The sequence below is a fragment of the uncultured Desulfobulbus sp. genome (assembly GCF_963662935.2).
Classification (GTDB): Bacteria; Desulfobacterota; Desulfobulbia; order Desulfobulbales; family Desulfobulbaceae; genus Desulfobulbus.
Genome location: NZ_CAXXTL010000002.1, coordinates 1,136,087 through 1,153,488 on the forward strand (window position 1 = coordinate 1,136,087; position 17,402 = coordinate 1,153,488).

Here is a 17,402-nt window from a genome sequence, read left to right on the forward strand (position 1 = left end):
CGACGGTTCGCTGTCGATCTCGTGGACCGGCGCATCAGGAAAATTCATTGACAGTAATGCCAAGGCCCGTTGCTGATCTCGCGCACATGGTCGTTGCGGATTCGTACCTTGGCGCAACTCCCGACCCTCAATGGCCCTTCCGACTGATCAAATTTTGTTTTGGCTTCAGTGCGGAAGGTACGACCACGGATCACCCATTCCCCTTGCAGGGTATCCGGTCGCGACTCGATGATGCCGTAATATTTCGACTCAATAGCATAGATCGCCATCGGCTGTTTCACGACACCGCCGCCCGGCCCGACCGCCAGTGTTCTATCCGGCGCGGCAACCAGGAGCAAGGAAACGGTCAATGCGAGCCCGTTCAGCATCTTGTTGTTGAACTCCGCACGCCACATTGTTCGACTTCCGTACTTCATGGTTCGACGGGACAGCCCTTGGTACAAGATGGGCAGGCAACGTTGAATAAGCTTACCATTTTCCGAGGGGCGAATGCAGTGAGAAAATCGTGATGGCCGATTTTCGGCCTATTGGGAGGGGTTTGCCCAATAGCGTTGGAATGGGGGCATAAAAATGAGACTGCCGCAAGAAGCGTTGAGGCCCAGAATCCACAGGCGAAGTGCAAGATCGATAAACTGTCCCCCCATTTCTCCTTTCTATGACAGCAACAAATGAGCAGCAGAGATTGAAAAAAAGCTACCGGTTCCAGAAATGCTCGCCCCGCCTGGACGTTGATTTGTTGGGTGAGAAGTGTCCGGGGACGATGGGGCCCTTGCCGCTGAGCCGGGCGGCGGGATGCGGAACCGGGGCAAAGGGGCAAACTGTCTGAGCGCAGCGAGTTTTTGCCCCGCCGGTTCCGCATCCCGGCGAACGGGGTCGTCTCAGCGGCCGGGCTGCCTTTTCTTTTGATTCTTTTCTTTGGGCACACAAAGAAAAGAATGCCCCTCCCGCAGGGAGACAGGTATTGATGGTTGTTTCAGAGGGTGGGGAAAAGAATTGAATAAGGTTTCGTGTGGTTGGCGCAAGAAGCGTTGAGGGCCAGATTCCCCATGCGACATGCAAGATCGATAAACTGTCCCTATTTCTCCACCGTTTCTCCCCACACTTGATTTACAAGCAAGATATATAAACTGTCCCCGTTTCTCCCAGAAGGCCTTGTCAGTTTTCAATGTAACGGCAGGAAAACAAACCATATCTTGGTACCTAACGCCCGAGTTAAGATGTGCGGAAAATCAGTATTGGCTTGAGTGAATTGTTAACACTAATCCATTTCTGATTGAACCGCTTTCTCAATGGCTTTGGCTTCGGCGATATGCTTACGTGCTTCTGCCCATGTTTTATACGATTTAGTCACTGAAAAAATGAGAGCAGCAACAGCTGGGGCGAATGCAGCCAAAAAAGTTACGAAAGAATCGAGGCTTACTATCGACCAAGCATAGAACATGCCACCAATCAAAAAAGCGAGTGCAATGAGTGCGGAAGTTCCTGCAATTCGAATTTGACGTTTAAGCGGTTTTATCCATTCATCAGAAATAGATCTTGTGAGTCGGCCGGCGGTGAATCCGCTTGCGAACATCATCGGGGTGGCCCAATTCTCATCAAACTCTGGTCGTTTAGCCCTGTACTTTTCAACGGCGGCTTTTGCCGCGGCGTGACCTTTGGTTTTCGCGAATTCGTTGAGTTTTGTATCCATGAGCGCTAATAGCAACATTAAGGGTTTCTTGAAAATTTAATGCAACAAGTAGCCCGGATGCAGTGCAACGGAATCCGGGGTGAACATGTCATGCCCATTTTCCCGGATTCCGCTTTGCTGCATCCGGGCTACGGGCTCAACCAATCTCGCTACCCGCCTTCCCTTCTCGATCCTTCGAATGGTCCTTAGCCACCAGCATATAAATTGAAGGAATAATAAACAGCGTAAACAGCGAGCCGATCGCCATCCCGCCCACCAGCACCAAACCAATCGAATTCCGCGCCGAGGCCCCGGCTCCTGTGACCAGGGTGAGGGGAAAGTGACCGGCAATGGTGGCGCCGGTGGTCATCAGGATCGGCCGCAACCGGGTCATTGAGGCCTCGAGAATCGCTGCCTGCTTGCTCAAGCCCTGCCGCTGCAGTTTGTTGGCAAACTCGACAATCAAAATACCATTCTTCGACACCAATCCCACCAGGGTGACCAGCCCAACCTGGGAATAGATGTTGAGCGTCGTAGTCCAGCCCTTGGTCCAGAAGGGCACATTGGGATCAGGCATCTTGAGAAAGGTGAATATCAGGGCGCCGAACATGGCCAGGGGCACCGACCCGGCGAGAATGACAAAGGGATCACGGAAGCTGTTGAACTGGGCCGCCAACACCAGAAAAATCAGGACAATGGCCAGGCCAAAGGCAATCACAAAGGTGTTGCCCTCCACCCGCAACTGGCGCGACTCGCCGGTATAATCGAGCGAATATCCTTGCGGCAGAATCTTGGCTGCCTCGTCCTCAAGAAAGCGGAGGGCCTCGTCCAGGGGCCGGATCGGGTAGGCGCTGATGAGGACCGCATTCAACTGCTGGAAACGGTTGAGGGAGCGGGCTGTCGTGGTTTCCTTGAGGGTGGCGACGGTGGACAACGGCACCAGCTGCCCGTTCGGACCGGTGACGTGGATGCCGTTCAACTGGTCGGGATTGAGCCGGTCGACCCGCATGATCTGGGGCACGACTTTGTAGCTGCGGCCGGCGATATTGAAGCGGTTGACGTAGTTGCCGCCCATCATGGTGGTGAGATCGGCACCCATCTGCTGGAGATTGAGGCCCAGATCAGCCACCTTGTCGCGATCTATGACAATCTCCGACTGGGGCTGGTCGAACTTGACGTCGATCAACGGGGGAAAGGCGAACATCCGGCTCTTGGTTGCCGCCAATTGAATTTTCTGGGCGAATTCGAGGATTTGATCCAGATCGGCGGTGGAGGCAATGACAAACTCCACCGGAAACTGGCCGCCACCGGGCAGGGCGGGCGGAGTGACGGGAAAAACACGCACGCCGGTGATGCCGTGCAGTTTACCGGCAACCTCGGGCATAATCTCAAAGATGGTCCGTTTGCGTTCCTGCCAGGGCTTGACCACCATGCCGCTGAAACCCGAGGACGGCTGGGTCAGCTGAAAAACAAAGTTGGTTTCAGGCACGCTCAAAAAGGCCTTATTGACCGCCGCCGTGTACAAACTGTTCTGATCGAGGGTCGAGTTGGCCGCCGAATCGACGATGCCGAAAATAACCCCCTGATCCTCGACCGGGGCCAGCTCCTTGGCCGACATCTGGAACATGGGCACGGACAACAGGCCCAGGACGATCCACACCAGATAAACCGCCGGCCGTTGCCGAAGGGTGGCCCCCAGCCAGCGGCCATAGGCTCCGCGCAGCCGTTTGAAGTCACGCTCGATCTTGCCGGCAAATCCATGCTCGGTCATGCCCGCCTTGAGCAGCTTCGACGACATCATCGGCGACAGGGTCAGGGCCACCACGCCGGAGATAGTCACTGCTCCGGCCAGGGTGAAGGCGAATTCGCGGAACAGCGATCCGGTCAGACCTCCCTGGAGGCCAATGGGGGCATAAACGGCGGCCAAAGTGATGGTCATGGAGATCAGCGGGCTGACCAGTTCGCGGCCGCTGAGCAGGGCGGCATCAAGCGGCGTTTTCCCCTCGCCGAGATGGCGCTCGACGTTCTCGACCACAACAATAGCGTCGTCGACCACCAGACCCACGGAAAGAACGATGGCCAGGAGCGTCAGCAGGTTGATGGTGAAGCCGAAGACCTGCATGAGAAACATCGCCCCGATCAAGGAGAGCGGGATGGTGACCACCGGAATGATGGCCGCACGCATCGAACCAAGGAAGAGGAAAATGATGACGATAACGATCAGAAGCGTCTCGCTCAGGGTCTTGACCACCTCTTTGATGGCGTTTTCGATGTAGGCGGTGCCGTCATAGGCAATTCGGGCGGTCAAACCGTTGGGCAGCTGCTTGCTGATCGCATCCATCTCCACCCGCACCCGCTTGATCACGTCCAGCGAGTTGGCGTTGGGCAGGGGCCAGATGCCCATGAACACCGCCGTCTGTCCGGAAAATCGCACCTCGGTGTCGTAATCCTCGGCCCCGAGCACCACCTGACCCACATCCTCAATGCGAACGATAGCCCCCTTATCTTCCCGGATTACCAACTTTTTGAAATCATCCACCGACCGCATGTCGGTATTAGCGGTCAGGTTGACCTGGACCATCGAGCCCTTGGTCTTGCCGACGGCGGCGAGGAAGTTGTTGGTGGCCAGGGCTTGTCGCACCTGCACCGGGCTGACGTTAAAAGCAGCCATACGGGCTGGGTCGAGCCAGATGCGCATGGCAAAGGTTCGCGCCCCCAGCACCTCGGCCCGCTGCACGCCTTGGAGGGCGGATAGCCGCGGCTGGACAACGCGAACCAGATAGTCGGTAATCTCGTTCTGCGCCAGAACATCGGAGGTGAAGCTGAGATAGGCCGAGGCGAATTTGGAATCCGCCGACTCGACGTTGATGATAGGGATTTCAGCCTCGGGCGGCAGGTCGCCGCGCACCTGATCGACCTTGGAACTGATCTCGGACAGGGCCTTGATCGGATCGTAGTTGAGCCGCAGGCGGGCATTGATCGTCGACCGGCCCTGGGCGCTCTGCGATTGGAGGTAATCAATACCGTCGGCGGCGGCAATGGCCCGCTCCAACGGCGTGGAGATGAAGCCGCGCACCAGCTCGGCGCTGGCACCGGTGTAGACGGTGGTGACCGTGACTACGGCGTTATCGCTGCGCGGATATTGGCGGACATTGAGCGTACCGATGGCCTGGAGCCCGGCAATGATGATCAGCAGACTGGTGACCATCGCCAGCACCGGCCGCTGGACAAAAAGATCGGTGAATTTCATGGATCAACCGTCCTTCGGCTGGGGCGCCAGTTTGAATTCCGGCGCGAGCGCGTTATCGATCACCACGCCCTGACCGTTGCGCAGTTTGAACACCCCGGTGCTGACCAAGGTCTGCTCCGGCGCCAGTCCTGAGGTCACGGCGACAAAATCACCGCGCTTCTCACCCAGGCGAACAAACTGCTGGCGCACCACCTTGCCGGCTGTGCCCCCCTCCTCCGCCTTGGCCTCCTCGATAATGAACACCGAATCGCTGTAAGGGGCATAGAGTACCGCCGTGGCCGGGATTGTCAGGACCGGGCTTTTTTCAGGGAGGACCACCGCCACATTGGCGAACATGCCGGGCCGCAGCCGTTCATTCTGGTTGGCAACCGTGGCCTGCACCCGGATATTGCGGCTGGAGGCATCGACGTCGGGATTGATCGCGGTGATCGTGCCGCTGATCACCTGGTCCTTGGGCAGACCATCGGAGGTGAGCCGCACCGCATAACCAACGCGCATCTGCGGCAACTGCTGCTGGGGGACGAGAAAATTGACAAAGATCGGATCCAGGGCCTGGAGCGAGACGATGGCCTCGCCCTCCTTGATGATCTGACCGATATTGACCATGCGGATGCCGAGCCGGCCGCTGAAGGGAGCGCGGATGGTCTTTTTAGCGATGGTTGCGCGGATGGTATCGGCCTGGGCTTGGGCCTGTTTCAGTTGGGCCTCGGCGTTATCATAATTGGATTCGGCGACCACCTTGGTTTCGAGCATCTTTTTCGAGCGCTCCAGGGTGATTTTCGCCAGGGCGGCCCCAGCCTCGGCGGAGCGCAACTGGGCGGTTTCGAAGGCTACATCCTGTTGCACCAGCAGGTCGCCCGCTTTAATCTGCGTCCCCGGCTCAAAGGGGATGGCAATCACCTTGCCGGTCAGCTCGGCGGTGATCGTCACCCCCTGGACCGCCTCCAAGGAACCGACGGCCGTGATTAACGACTCCCAGGTCTGCGGTTGCGCCTGGATCGAGGTCACCACCTCCGGCGGAATCTTGGCCGCCTTGCCATGCTTGATCAAGGTGCCGATCTGCAAGGCCTTGGTCCCCGCCAACAGGCCGACCACCACCACAATACCCGCCACACATAATAAAAAAACTTTGATCTTCATCCCCACCTCTCCACAAAAGAAAAGCGGCCCAGGAAGTACACCGGAACCGCCAAATTCGCGATATTGCCACGATAACACCGCGACAAACGATGGTCAACAAGATGTACCGAACCCATCGAATCCTAACGGGCGACATGAACGGGGCAACAGGGCCCATGCCCTGACGCGAACACATGGCACAGACATCCACCCGGAAAGTTTACCGAAACCTTACTGTACCCTGCTGGAAGGCTGCTGTAGAGTGTAGGCGAAGAGAGAAGGGCAGGGAAACCTGATGCTCTCAAAACGAGTAATCATCCTGGGAGGGAGGGATTGCACATGAACATCACCAATCACATTGACACCGTTCGCCAGCGGCTTGAAATCCGAGTTGCGGGCCGGATCGGCGCCGAGAACGCCTGCGGCATCATCCAGCACGCCATCGTCGAGGCCTACGGCAGCAACTACCGGGAGGTGGTTCTGGATCTCCGCCAAGCCGGGCTCGACCACTCGACCACGCTCTTCCGTCTCCATTCCCTGCTCCAGATGTTCAAATCAATCATCCTGCAGAAGGAATTGCGGATAACCATCCTTTTTAGTTTGGATAATGCCGAGCAATGGATGTATCTGGACAAAGCGGAAGAATTCGACGGGATCAATATGCGTTACTTCACCAACCGGGAGGCGGCTCTGCATTTTCTCGGCAAAGACGAGGAGATGTGCGCCTCTGTCCATTGATACTTTGGGGAGGTGGGGTTCGATTTCTCAGGTCTGCTCGACAGACCGCCCCATCCGGGACGGAACATCGTCTACGCATCGACCACCGCAAAACCTTGGGCGGCAATGGCGCGCCGCACTGCTTCCCTATCCGGTGAACCCTCAAACCGGGCCTCGTTCTTCCCCAGATCGATGGTCACCTCGGTTGCGCCCAGTTCCTCCAGGACTTTTTTCGCCGTGGCGGCACAGTGTTGACATTTCATGCCTTGAATACGCAGGGTTGTCATGATTGCTCCTCGGTTGTTGATGAAGAAGAGTCCTGCAAAGGGGTTGGGCGTGCCGCTCTGATGGTCTCGATCAAGGTGGTGGTCGAACGGTCATGCTCAAAAGCAATGCGCGCCACCCGGCCACCGGCGGCTTTGACTTCGGTCGCGCCGACGATCTGCTCCTCTTCGTAATCCGCCCCTTTTACCAACACGTCCGGCCGGACGGCAGTGATTAGCCGAATCGGTGTTTCCTCCGCAAACAATACCACAAAATCGACACAGCCCAAGGCGGCCAGGACCCGGGCCCGATCGGCCTCGCTGTTCATCGGCCGGCCCGGTCCCTTCAGCAACCGCACCGAGGCATCGGTATTGAGCCCCACCACCAGGCAATCGGCGGTGCGCCGGGCCTCTTCCAGGTAACTGACATGACCGGCATGGAGGATGTCGAAGCAGCCGTTGGTAAAGGCGAGCCTACTCCCTTGCCGCCGGATCAGGGCCAATTCGGGCAGGAGTTCATCCAGGCTGCGGATTTTCTGCCGGTCGGATTGCAACCAGGGACGATCTCCAGCCGGATAAAACCGGCGGCGCTGCTCGTCGACCAGGCTGTTGTCGAGCGGACAGCCGATCACCGTCGCCTCTGTCCCGGCCTGACGCAACACGGTGCCGTCCGGACCGACGATCATCGAATGGCCGGCCATTGCCATCTTGCCGGTGAGGCCACACCCGTTGGCCGCCACCACGTAGACCTGATTTTCAATGGCCCGCGCCCGCACCAGGGTTTGCCAGTGATCAAGCCGGGCCAGTGGCCACTGGGCAGAAACTGCCAGCAGACGGCTGCCGGCAAAAACCTGCCGCCGCGCCGCCTCGGGGAAACGGAGATCATAGCAGACCAGACCACCCAAGGGACCGTGCGGCGTCCGGATGAGCGGCTCCGCCTGCCCGCCTTGATAAAAACAATCTTCCTGCCAAAAGGCAAAAAGATGCTGTTTGGGGAGACTGCCGATCACCCCCTTGGGCCCAACCAGAAAAAGCCGGTTGAAGGGCAGCACCTCGTCTTCGCTCACATCGGTGAGCGTACCGGCAAGAAAGACTTGATACCGGGCCGCGATCCGCTCCATGGCGGCAAGGATGTCCGGGGTCCGTCGCCCCATTTCGGCAGTTCGTTCGTAGTCAAAGCCGGTAGCCCACATCTCGGGCAGGAGCAGCAGAGTGTCTGGGGCGGGGCGGTAGTGGTCGATCAGCTGCTCGACCTGATCGACATTGCGCTCCACCTCGCCCAGGGCAATGGAAAACTGGACGCAGGCGGCAGCGGGAAAGAGGTGCGGTTCAATCATCAATTCATCGCCTCCAGGGCCATTTGCGCCAGAGCTCCAACGGTGGTCTCTTTGAGAACACCATCGCGGTACAGACTTAAACCTGCCGGGTCACCGGTCAACCGCAGCAACACGGGCTCGGCGACCTTCAGGCGCAAGTTACCCACGGTCAGAGCGGCCAGCCCGCGGGTGGTTGCATCTTCGGATTCGAGATAGGGTGGAATGTCGGCAGCAGCGCCTTTGGCGAGCAACAGTTCCGGCCGGCAGTCGCTCAACCGGGCCGCACCCCAGAGCAGTCCGCGCTGCAACAGGGGATGTTCGATGTAGTTGCCGTCCTGGCAGATATCCTCTCCGTCTTCACGCATGTAGGAAATCAGCATGTGGATATACTCTTCGGCCAACCCGGCATGGCGGCACATGACCTCGGCCATGGACTCGGGCACCCCCCAGCCAATGCCGCCGGATTCGTCATTGAGGCTCCAGAGAAAACGGCGCATGACAATCCGCGCCTCCTCCATCTCCACTTCGGCCAACCGAGCTACGGCCTCGCCCATGCAACTGATTGCAAACCAGCGGACATGCGGATTCTCCCGGCAGATCGATGAGAAGAGGGCATTGACCGCATCTTTGGCCGCAAACTGCCGCATTTCGCCCAGGACAAAAGCAAGGTCCTGGCCGTTCAACAGCTCCAGGACCTGGTGCTTATTTTTCCGACAGCCCAAACGGCGCTCCCGTTTCTATTAGGCGGCGGCCACCGGCATCGTAAAGACGCGCTTGCCCAATTCCGCATCCACCATGAACAGACCAGAGGGGTTATCCTTGATCAACTTCAGTTTCTCAACGATCTCGCTGGCACTGGCCTCTTCTTCCACCTGCTCGCCAACAAACCACTGGAGAAAATTATTGGAGGCATGGTCTTTTTCGCTGATCGCCAGATCCACCAGATTATTGATCAGGCTGGTGACATGCTCCTCGTGTTTGAGAATCGCCTCAAAAGCGGCCAGCGGTGAAGCCCAGGTGGACTCCGGCTTGGCAATGGCCTCCAGAGTGACCTTGCCCCCGCGCTCATTAATGAAATCATAAAATTTCATCCCATGCATCAGTTCTTCCTGTACCTGCACCCGCATCCAGGCGGCAAAGCCTTTGAGGCTGATCGACTGGAAATAGGCTTCCATTGACAGGTAAAGGTAGGATGAAAACATTTCGGCATTGACCTGGTCGTTCAGTGCTTTGACCATCTTCTTCTTCAACATGGTATTCTCCTTTTTGAGTCAAGGGTTCAGAATAGGGGTGTGAGTTCCCGAGGTAACATTGGTTTCAACTATAAGCACAACCATGAGGGATTCCAGACCTTTCTGGAAAATTGTTGTTTTTTAAAGGCAAACCTGTTTCCCTAGGCATAATGGAAGAGGAGAAAATTATGCAGAAAACCATTTGTATTACCGGTGCCACCTCGGGTTTCGGCAAGGCCTGTGCCGAACGTTTTGCCCAAGAAGGCTGGCGACTGATCGTCACCGGCCGACGTACCGACCGGCTCAAGGAGTTGACGGAGCAATGGCGGGATGTGCCCGTCCATGCGGTGGAACTCGACGTTCGTGATCTCGCTGCAGTGGAGGCCATGGTACGCGATCTGCCCGCCGGATTTCAAAACGTCGACGTTCTGGTCAACAACGCAGGCCTGGCGCTTGGCCTGCAAGGTGCTCATCAGGCCGATTTGCAGGACTGGGAGACCATGATCGACACCAACATCAAGGGACTGTGCTACCTGACCCGCTGCCTGCTGCCCGCCATGGTGGCCCGCAACCAAGGGCACATCATCAACATTGGTTCGATCGCCGGCACCTACCCCTATCCGGGCGGCAACGTCTACGGGGCGACCAAAGCCTTTGTCAAACAGTTCTCCCGTAATCTGCTCACCGACCTGATCCATACCAAGATCCGGGTGACCAATATCGAACCCGGTTTGTCAGAGAGCGAGTTTTCCATCGTTCGGTTCCACGGCGATAAGGACAAGGCCGATGCGGTTTACCGGGGGACCGAGCCGCTGACCCCAACGGATATCGCTGAGATCGTCCATTGGGTGACCAGCGTGCCGCCGCACGTCAACATCTGCACGGTCGAAGTCATGCCGGTCTGCCAGAGCTGTGGCCCCCTGGCCATCCATAGAGAAGTCTAAACGCGGAGAATCGAATGCGACGAGTTGTGATCACGGGCATGGGCATTGTCTCACCTCTGGGCGACACCACGACCGAAGTCCTGGCCTCCTTGCGGGGGAGCCGGTCGGGTATCCGCTTCCATGCGCCCTACCGTGAAATCGGGCTGCGCTCCCAGGTCGGCGGCTTCACCCAGGTGGATATCAAGGAGCAGATCGACAAAAAAAATCTGCGTTTCATGGGCAATGCCGCCGCCTACGCTTCGATTGCGATGCATCAGGCGATTGTCGATGCCGGGCTGAGCGAGGAAGAGGTCTCACACCCACGAACCGGCCTGATCATCGGCTCCGGCGGCACCTCGGCCGAAAACGTGGTCGCAGCGGCCGACATCATGCGGGAAAAGGGTCTGAAGCGCCTCAGCCCCTTCATGGTGCCACGCACCATGAGCAGCACGGTGTCCGCCTGCCTGACCAGCGCCTTCCGCATCAAGGGCCTCTGCTATTCGATCTCCTCGGCCTGTGCCACCGGCTCGCACTGCATCGGTGCGGCCATGGAACAGATCCAGATGGGGAAACAAGACATGGTCTTTGCCGGCGGTTCCGACGAGGAGCACTGGAGCCAGACCGCCATGTTCGACGCCATGGGCGCCCTGTCCACCCGCTTCAACGATACCCCCGAGCGGGCCTCACGCCCCTATGACCGCAACCGGGACGGTTTTGTCGTGGCCAACGGCGGAGGGATTGTGGTGCTGGAGGAATATGAGCGGGCCAGAAAACGGGGCGCAAAAATGTACGGGGAAGTGATCGGCTACGGGGCCACCGCTGATGGTTCCGAGATGGTCAGCCCCTCGGGCGAGGGAGCGGTACGCTGCATCCGCCTGGCCCTGGAAACGACATCGGGCCCCATCGACTACATCAACGCCCACGGCACCTCGACCCCCGTTGGCGATCTGGTGGAACTGCGGGCCATCCGGGAGGTCTTCGGTGAGAACAATCCGCCGATCAGCTCGACCAAGTCCCTGTCCGGCCATAGCCTGGGAGCGGCCGGGGTGCACGAAGCCATCTATTGCCTGCTGATGCTGGCCGACAACTTTATTGCCGGCTCGGCCAACATCGAGGAAATGGACCCGGATGCGGTGGGCATGGGTATCGTCGAAACCAACCGCGACGCCGCCCTGACCACGGTGATGAGCAACAGCTATGGCTTTGGCGGGACGAACGCCTGCCTTATCTTCCGGAAAGTTAGCGCCGACTGCTGATCCCCCTGTCGAGTGGGGATCAGAGCCGGTGAGGAGAAGCAACGGATGTTGCGTCCATCCTTTTCAAGACGCCTGCTCAGGAGTCTTTGTCCTTGCGCTGGGAGTTCTCATAGAGGGCGATGAAGTTGATCGGCTCCATCAAGAACGGCATGAAGCCGCCATCCACCGCGGCCTGGCAGACAATCTGACGAGTGAAGGGAAAGAGCATCAGGGGGCAGTCGACGGCCAAGACGCGCTCATGGTGCTCCTCGGGGATGTTTTTCATCAGGAAAACCGAGGCATGCTCGATTTCGACGATAAACATCACTGAATCCTCGTTATTTTTATCCAACACCTTGGCGGTGATGGCGATGGAGACCTCGCTGTGGTCGTCGTCGAGCTTCTGGTTCTTCAACTGCAGATTGAAATCCACTTTGGGGTCCTGATTTCTCGCCAGAAACACTTTGGGGGCATTGGGACTCTCAAAGGAAAAATCCTTGATGTACATCTTCTGCATACGGAAAATCGGGATTTCCTGCTGTTCGGGGGCCTGGTCTGCCATGGGGTATCCTTGTAGTCTAAGTCAATAAAAACCGGCTTCCTTTACCAGGCCGCCGGCAGATTGTTCGTCGGCTGCATGGTAACAGGCGACGGTCTGAAAACACAATCAAAAAACCGTTCACTCTCCATTCAGAAACTGCTTCAAAAACATGCCGGTATAGGACCTGGGCTGGAGGGCAATTTCTTCCGGCGTGCCGGTGGCAATCACTTTCCCGCCCCCGCTGCCGCCCTCGGGACCGATATCGATCACATAATCGGCGGTCTTGATCACGTCGAGATTATGCTCGATCACCACCACCGTATTGCCGCCGTCGACCAGCCGCCCCAACACCCGGAGCAGATGCTGAATATCAGCCGGGTGAAGACCGGTGGTCGGCTCATCGAGAATATAAAGGGTCTTGCCGGTGGAGCGGCGGCTCAGCTCCTTGGCCAGCTTGACCCGCTGGGCCTCGCCGCCGGACAGGGTCACCGAGGACTGGCCAAGGGAGAGATAGCCCAGGCCGACATCGACAATGGTCTGCAGCCGGTTCTGGATCGGCGGCACATTCTGGAAAAATTCCAGGGCCTCCTCCACGGTCATCTGCAGGATTTCGGCAATATTTTTTCCTTTGAAGCGGATATCCAGGGCTTCCTGATTGTAGCGTTTGCCCAGGCAGCGCTCGCAGGTCACATAGATGTCGGGGAGGAAATGCATGGCAATGCGGATGACGCCGTCGCCCTCGCAGGTCTCGCAGCGCCCGCCCTTGATATTAAAGCTGAACCGGCCCGGCTGATAACCGCGCGCCCGTGCTTCGGGCAGACGGGCCAGCAGTTCCCGGATGGGCGTCATCACTCCGGTGTAGGTGGCCGGGTTGGAGCGGGGGGTGCGGCCGATCGGGCTCTGATCGATGTCGATCACCTTGTCCAGGTTGTCCAGCCCGGCAAGGAGCTGGGGGCCTTTCCCGTACCCTTTGGGGTCGATGAAGTAACGCTCAGCCTCGCGGAACAGGGTCTCGACAACCAGGGAACTCTTGCCCGACCCGGAGACCCCGGTGACGCAGGTCATCGCCCCCAGGGGAAAACGGACCGAAAGCTTTTGCAGATTGTTGACGCAGGCACCCCGCACCTCAAGGCCATGGGCCGCTCCCGGACGGATGGGACGGCGCTGTTCCGGCACTTCAATCTTGAGGCGGCCGGAAAGATAGCCGCCGGTCAGCGAAGCCTCACAATCGAGCAGACCGGGGACCGGACCGGAATACAAAATCTCACCGCCGTGGACCCCTGCGCCCGGCCCGATGTCGAGCACGTGGTCGGCATTGGCAATGGTGTCGGAATCGTGTTCGACCACAATCACCGTGTTGCCCAGATCGCGGAGGTTGACGAGCGTCTTAATCAGCTTGTTATTGTCGCGCTGATGCAGACCGATGCTCGGCTCATCAAGGATATAGAGCACTCCAGCCAAGCCGGACCCGATCTGGGAGGCCAGCCGGATGCGCTGGGCCTCGCCGCCGGACAAGGTGCCGGCCTTGCGATCGAGCGACAGATACCCAAGTCCCACGCCCTGGAGGAAGAAAAGCCGCTCGCGGATCTCTTTGAGGATGGGGCGGGCGATGATCGCCTGCCGTTGATCAAAATCCAGGGTTTCCAGTTCCTTGATCAACTCCTCGATCGCCATCCGAGTGAGCGCTGTGATCGACCACTGCCCGACCCTGACTGCCAGGGCCTCAGGTTTCAGGCGCGCCCCGTGACAAGCGGGGCAGCCCTGCTCATTCATGAACCCTTCCACTTCTTCACGCAGGCGGACGGAACTGGTTTCACGGAAGAGCCTGTTCAGGCGGGGTAAGACCCCTTCAAAGGCAATCTGCGATACCAGTTTGCGCCGCCCCCGACTGTGAACAAACTCCAACTTTTCCCGGCCCGTGCCGTGCAGCAACCCCTTTTTCACCTTGGCGGGCAGATCAGCAAAAGGCATATTCGGATCAAAACCATAGTGGCGGGCAAAGGCCTCGATCCACTGATCGGATAGAGTCGACAGTCGCCTCCGGGTCCAGGGGACGATAGCGCCCTCCAGCAGCGAAAGCGATTCATCGGGGACGATCAGGTGCTCATCAATGAACTGATTGACGCCCAAACCGCTGCAGGCGGGGCAGGCACCTTGCGGATTATTGAAGGAAAACAACTGGGTGGAGAGTTCCGGCACGGAGATGCCGCACTGGTGGCAGGCGGCGGATTCGCTGAACAGCACCTCCTCGCCGGTGTCTGGAAAGACAGCCAGCATGGTTCCTGAACCAAGGGCCACGGCGGTACTGATCGATTCGTCCAGGCGCCTGCGGATTGACGACTTAATCACCAACCGATCGACCACCGCCTCGATGTAGTGGTGCTTATTCTTATCGAGCACGACCTCCTCACTGAGCTGGCGGATCTCGCCATCCACCCGCACCCGGACAAATCCCTCCTTGCGCAGCCGCTGGAAAATCTGTTCGTGCTGCCCCTTTTTCTGGGTGACCAGGGGTGCCAGGAGAATGACCTTCTCACCCTCCTGGCGGCCGAGCAATGTCTCCAGCATGTCGTGCACCGACTGCGAACGAATCGGCTGATCGCACTGTGGGCAATACGGCTGACCGGCCCTGGCAAAAAGCAATCGAAGATGGTCATAGATCTCGGTGACCGTCCCCACAGTCGAACGCGGATTCCGGCTAGTGGTCTTCTGCTCGATGGAAACGGCAGGCGAAAGCCCTTCCAACAGATCGACGTCGGGCTTGTTCATCTGGCCGAGGAACTGCCGGGCATAGGTGGAGAGCGACTCCACGTAACGCCGCTGGCCTTCGGCGTAGAGAGTATCGAAGGCCAGCGTCGACTTGCCGGAACCGGACAGGCCGGTGAACACGATCAGCTTGTTGCGGGGCAGGTCGACGGAAATATTTTTCAGATTATGCATGCGCGCCCCACGGATGCGCAGAAATTGCGGTTCCATATACTTTGCTCTGGGAAAAAACGGACCTGAAGACCGACAGCTGCCGGAGAGTCAACCAATAGAACCTTCAGCGGCTTGATGGGACCTGACAATTTCGTTTACCCTGGCCCCGTCCTATGGTAGATTGCCGCATACTTGTAGCCATGATCCTTTAACAATCAATACTGTAAAGATTTCGCCATGTATTTTCAGGATATCATCGCCACCTTGAACAGCTATTGGGCCGCCGCAGGCTGCGTTGTCATGCAGCCCTATGATATGGAAGTCGGCGCCGGCACCTTTCATCCCGCCACCCTGCTCAGGGCACTGGGACCCGAACCCTGGAAGGCCGCCTATGTCCAACCCTCCCGTCGCCCGACCGACGGCCGCTACGGCGAAAATCCCAACCGCTTGCAGCATTATTATCAGTACCAGGTGGTGATCAAGCCCTCGCCTAAGGATATTCAGGCCATGTACCTGGAGAGTCTGGAAAAATTCGGGCTCAACTTGCTGGAGCACGACATCAGGTTTGTTGAGGACGACTGGGAATCACCGACCCTGGGGGCTTGGGGGCTCGGCTGGGAGGTCTGGCTCGACGGCATGGAAATCACCCAGTTCACCTATTTTCAGCAGGCCGGTTCCATCGACCTCAAGCCAATCACCGCGGAGATCACCTATGGCCTCGAACGGATCGCCATGTATCTGCAGAAGGTGGATTCGGTCTACGATATTGCTTGGAACAAGGAGGTGACCTACGGGGAAATCTTCCACCAGGCGGAAAAAGAATTTTCCGCTTTCAATTTCGAGGAAGCCAATATCGCCGACCTGACCATGGCCTTTGACAACTATGAGCGGGAAGCCCTGAAGCTGGTTGAAAAAAATCTGATCCTGCCGGGCTACGACTATTGCCTCAAGTGCTCCCACACCTTCAACTTGCTCGACGCCCGCAAGGCCATCAGCGTTGCCGAACGCACCCGTTATATCGGCAGAATCCGCAACATTGCGCGGCATGTGGCCCAGCGCTATGTCGAACAACGGGAAGCGATGGGTTACCCTCTCTTAAAAGAAAAGGGGTGATCCCCGCAGGGCCGATGAGACCCCAACAGGCCTATAGCCATTGAGAACCACCGGAAAGGATTAAAAAAATACCTGGCGTTTCAGGATAGTTTACAGTAGACAGATCCGTATCTGGTAATTGCTTATTACTTTTTCTGTTTCTTGCTCCAGGCAGAACCGTTCGATTATCTGTGGTCCACATTCACTCCCCGTCACCTTCTGTCCACACCCCGCGTCGAACGTCTTTCTATTGTCTCTTCTATCGTAATCTCCCTGCGAACTTTCCGGTAAAGGTAAGAGACCAAGGGTTCCGGGGTCGCCCCCAATGTCCCAAGGGCACCCGTCGTTTCTTCTTTGTTCCGCCTTACCCGCATCCTTCACCCTGCTCCGATTCGGCCTGCAGAGTTCCCTGCAATGCAAGTGTCAACGATTGCCCAGATACCCGTCGCCCCCGACACCCCCTTCCCCAGCCCCACGGCTCGCAGATCACATCTGCTTCCCCTCTCACTCCAGGTCGCTGGGGAGCACCTCGGAAAACGCCGACCTTTCCGGAAAAAAAAGGGGACGCATGGACGAAACGACGATGTTGACAACCCAACTTTCGCGGCATCGGGAAAACGCGGCAATGATTTCAGGAATCAAACAGCGAAATGCCGCTCACTGGCAAGACGTGCATATGTTTTTTTCGGGGTTGTACCAGACGATCGCTTTCCAGCGCTCCGTATACGCGGTGCGGGGAAGGAATCCGAAGGATAACTCTTTATTTTAAAAAATGATCCACTCACGGGTCAGCTTGTCGATCACAGACACAAGGAGGAACGGTAATGGCAGAAGGAACGGTGAAATGGTTTAATGATTCCAAGGGATTCGGATTTATCGAGCAGGATGGCGGCAAAGATGTTTTTGTCCACCATTCCGCAATCCAGGCCCAAGGTTTCAAATCCCTGAAAGAGGGGGATCGAGTTAAATTTGATGTTGTCAGCGGGGCCAAGGGACCGGCAGCTGAAAACGTGACCAAACTCTAAGGAAAGCGCACCACACCCCTCGCACGATCGCGTTGGCCGAGATCGTGCGAGGGGTGTTCATTTCCCCTGCAAGCCACTCTCTCTTCCTGCCTGCCCTTCTC

16 protein-coding genes are annotated in these 17,402 nt (G+C 57.8%); 6 read left to right on the forward strand and 10 right to left on the reverse strand.

Annotation, left to right across the window (positions count from 1 at the left end):
- Positions 1-44: 44 nt before the first annotated feature.
- The 4 genes from ACHZCX_RS09325 to ACHZCX_RS09340 all read right to left on the reverse strand — a co-directional run bounded on the left by ACHZCX_RS09325 (position 45) and on the right by ACHZCX_RS09340 (position 6,059).
- Entirely contained in the window at positions 45-395 is a 351-nt protein-coding gene (locus tag ACHZCX_RS09325; RefSeq protein WP_319586960.1) for a hypothetical protein, read from the reverse strand.
- Positions 396-1,258: 863 nt separating this feature from the next.
- Positions 1,259-1,708: a hypothetical protein gene (locus tag ACHZCX_RS09330; protein ID WP_319586961.1), complete on the reverse strand. Its 450-nt coding sequence runs from the start codon at positions 1,706-1,708 to the stop codon at positions 1,259-1,261.
- A gap of 118 nt (positions 1,709-1,826) precedes the next feature.
- Entirely contained in the window at positions 1,827-4,919 is a 3,093-nt protein-coding gene (locus ACHZCX_RS09335; RefSeq protein WP_319586962.1) for an efflux RND transporter permease subunit, read from the reverse strand.
- A 3-nt stretch (positions 4,920-4,922) separates the two neighbouring features.
- On the reverse strand, positions 4,923-6,059 hold the full coding sequence (locus tag ACHZCX_RS09340) for an efflux RND transporter periplasmic adaptor subunit (protein ID WP_319586963.1): 1,137 nt from the start codon (positions 6,057-6,059) through the stop codon (positions 4,923-4,925).
- Positions 6,060-6,377: 318 nt separating this feature from the next.
- Here ACHZCX_RS09340 and ACHZCX_RS09345 point away from each other — a divergent pair, with 318 nt between their 5' ends.
- A complete protein-coding gene (locus tag ACHZCX_RS09345) occupies positions 6,378-6,776 on the forward strand; it encodes a hypothetical protein (RefSeq protein ID WP_319586964.1) in 399 nt (132 codons plus the stop codon).
- A gap of 71 nt (positions 6,777-6,847) precedes the next feature.
- Here ACHZCX_RS09345 and ACHZCX_RS09350 read toward each other — a convergent pair whose 3' ends face one another.
- Genes ACHZCX_RS09350 through ACHZCX_RS09365 form a run of 4 tightly spaced genes read right to left on the reverse strand, consistent with a single transcriptional unit; the run spans position 6,848 to position 9,587 of the window.
- Positions 6,848-7,042: a heavy metal-associated domain-containing protein gene (locus tag ACHZCX_RS09350; protein WP_319586965.1), complete on the reverse strand. Its 195-nt coding sequence runs from the start codon at positions 7,040-7,042 to the stop codon at positions 6,848-6,850.
- Positions 7,039-8,355, reverse strand: a complete 1,317-nt coding sequence (rfaE2, locus tag ACHZCX_RS09355; protein ID WP_319586966.1) for a D-glycero-beta-D-manno-heptose 1-phosphate adenylyltransferase — start codon at positions 8,353-8,355, stop codon at positions 7,039-7,041. Before rfaE2 ends, ACHZCX_RS09350 begins: the two co-directional genes overlap by 4 nt.
- Positions 8,355-9,056 (reverse strand): DVU0298 family protein, encoded by a 702-nt coding sequence (locus ACHZCX_RS09360; protein ID WP_319586967.1) that lies wholly within the window; start codon positions 9,054-9,056, stop codon positions 8,355-8,357. Before ACHZCX_RS09360 ends, rfaE2 begins: the two co-directional genes overlap by 1 nt.
- Before the next feature lie 18 nt (positions 9,057-9,074).
- Positions 9,075-9,587, reverse strand: a complete 513-nt coding sequence (locus ACHZCX_RS09365) for a ferritin (RefSeq protein WP_319586968.1) — start codon at positions 9,585-9,587, stop codon at positions 9,075-9,077.
- Positions 9,588-9,754: 167 nt separating this feature from the next.
- Between ACHZCX_RS09365 and ACHZCX_RS09370 the strand changes: the two genes are divergently transcribed.
- Both ACHZCX_RS09370 and fabB read left to right on the forward strand, forming a co-directional pair.
- A complete protein-coding gene (locus ACHZCX_RS09370; protein ID WP_319586969.1) occupies positions 9,755-10,510 on the forward strand; it encodes an SDR family oxidoreductase in 756 nt (251 codons plus the stop codon).
- Between the two features lie 14 nt (positions 10,511-10,524).
- A complete protein-coding gene (gene fabB / locus ACHZCX_RS09375; RefSeq protein ID WP_319586970.1) occupies positions 10,525-11,745 on the forward strand; it encodes a beta-ketoacyl-ACP synthase I in 1,221 nt (406 codons plus the stop codon).
- Between the two features lie 76 nt (positions 11,746-11,821).
- On the opposite strand, the gene secB is transcribed toward fabB, so the two are convergent.
- Both secB and uvrA read right to left on the reverse strand, forming a co-directional pair.
- Entirely contained in the window at positions 11,822-12,286 is a 465-nt protein-coding gene (gene secB, locus ACHZCX_RS09380; protein WP_319586971.1) for a protein-export chaperone SecB, read from the reverse strand.
- A gap of 117 nt (positions 12,287-12,403) precedes the next feature.
- Positions 12,404-15,241 (reverse strand): excinuclease ABC subunit UvrA, encoded by a 2,838-nt coding sequence (uvrA, locus tag ACHZCX_RS09385; protein ID WP_319586972.1) that lies wholly within the window; start codon positions 15,239-15,241, stop codon positions 12,404-12,406.
- Positions 15,242-15,421: 180 nt separating this feature from the next.
- Between uvrA and glyQ the strand changes: the two genes are divergently transcribed.
- The 3 genes from glyQ (at position 15,422) to ACHZCX_RS09400 (ending at position 17,301) form a co-directional block, all read left to right on the forward strand.
- Positions 15,422-16,297 (forward strand): glycine--tRNA ligase subunit alpha, encoded by an 876-nt coding sequence (glyQ, locus tag ACHZCX_RS09390; protein ID WP_319586973.1) that lies wholly within the window; start codon positions 15,422-15,424, stop codon positions 16,295-16,297.
- 547 nt (positions 16,298-16,844) lie between these two features.
- Positions 16,845-17,045 carry a hypothetical protein gene (locus ACHZCX_RS09395; protein ID WP_319586974.1) on the forward strand — a complete coding sequence of 67 codons (201 nt, stop codon included), beginning with the start codon at positions 16,845-16,847 and terminating at the stop codon, positions 17,043-17,045.
- A 55-nt stretch (positions 17,046-17,100) separates the two neighbouring features.
- Positions 17,101-17,301, forward strand: coding sequence for a cold-shock protein (locus ACHZCX_RS09400; protein WP_319586975.1), 201 nt, complete (start codon positions 17,101-17,103; stop codon positions 17,299-17,301).
- The last annotated feature ends 101 nt before the right edge of the window (positions 17,302-17,402 follow it).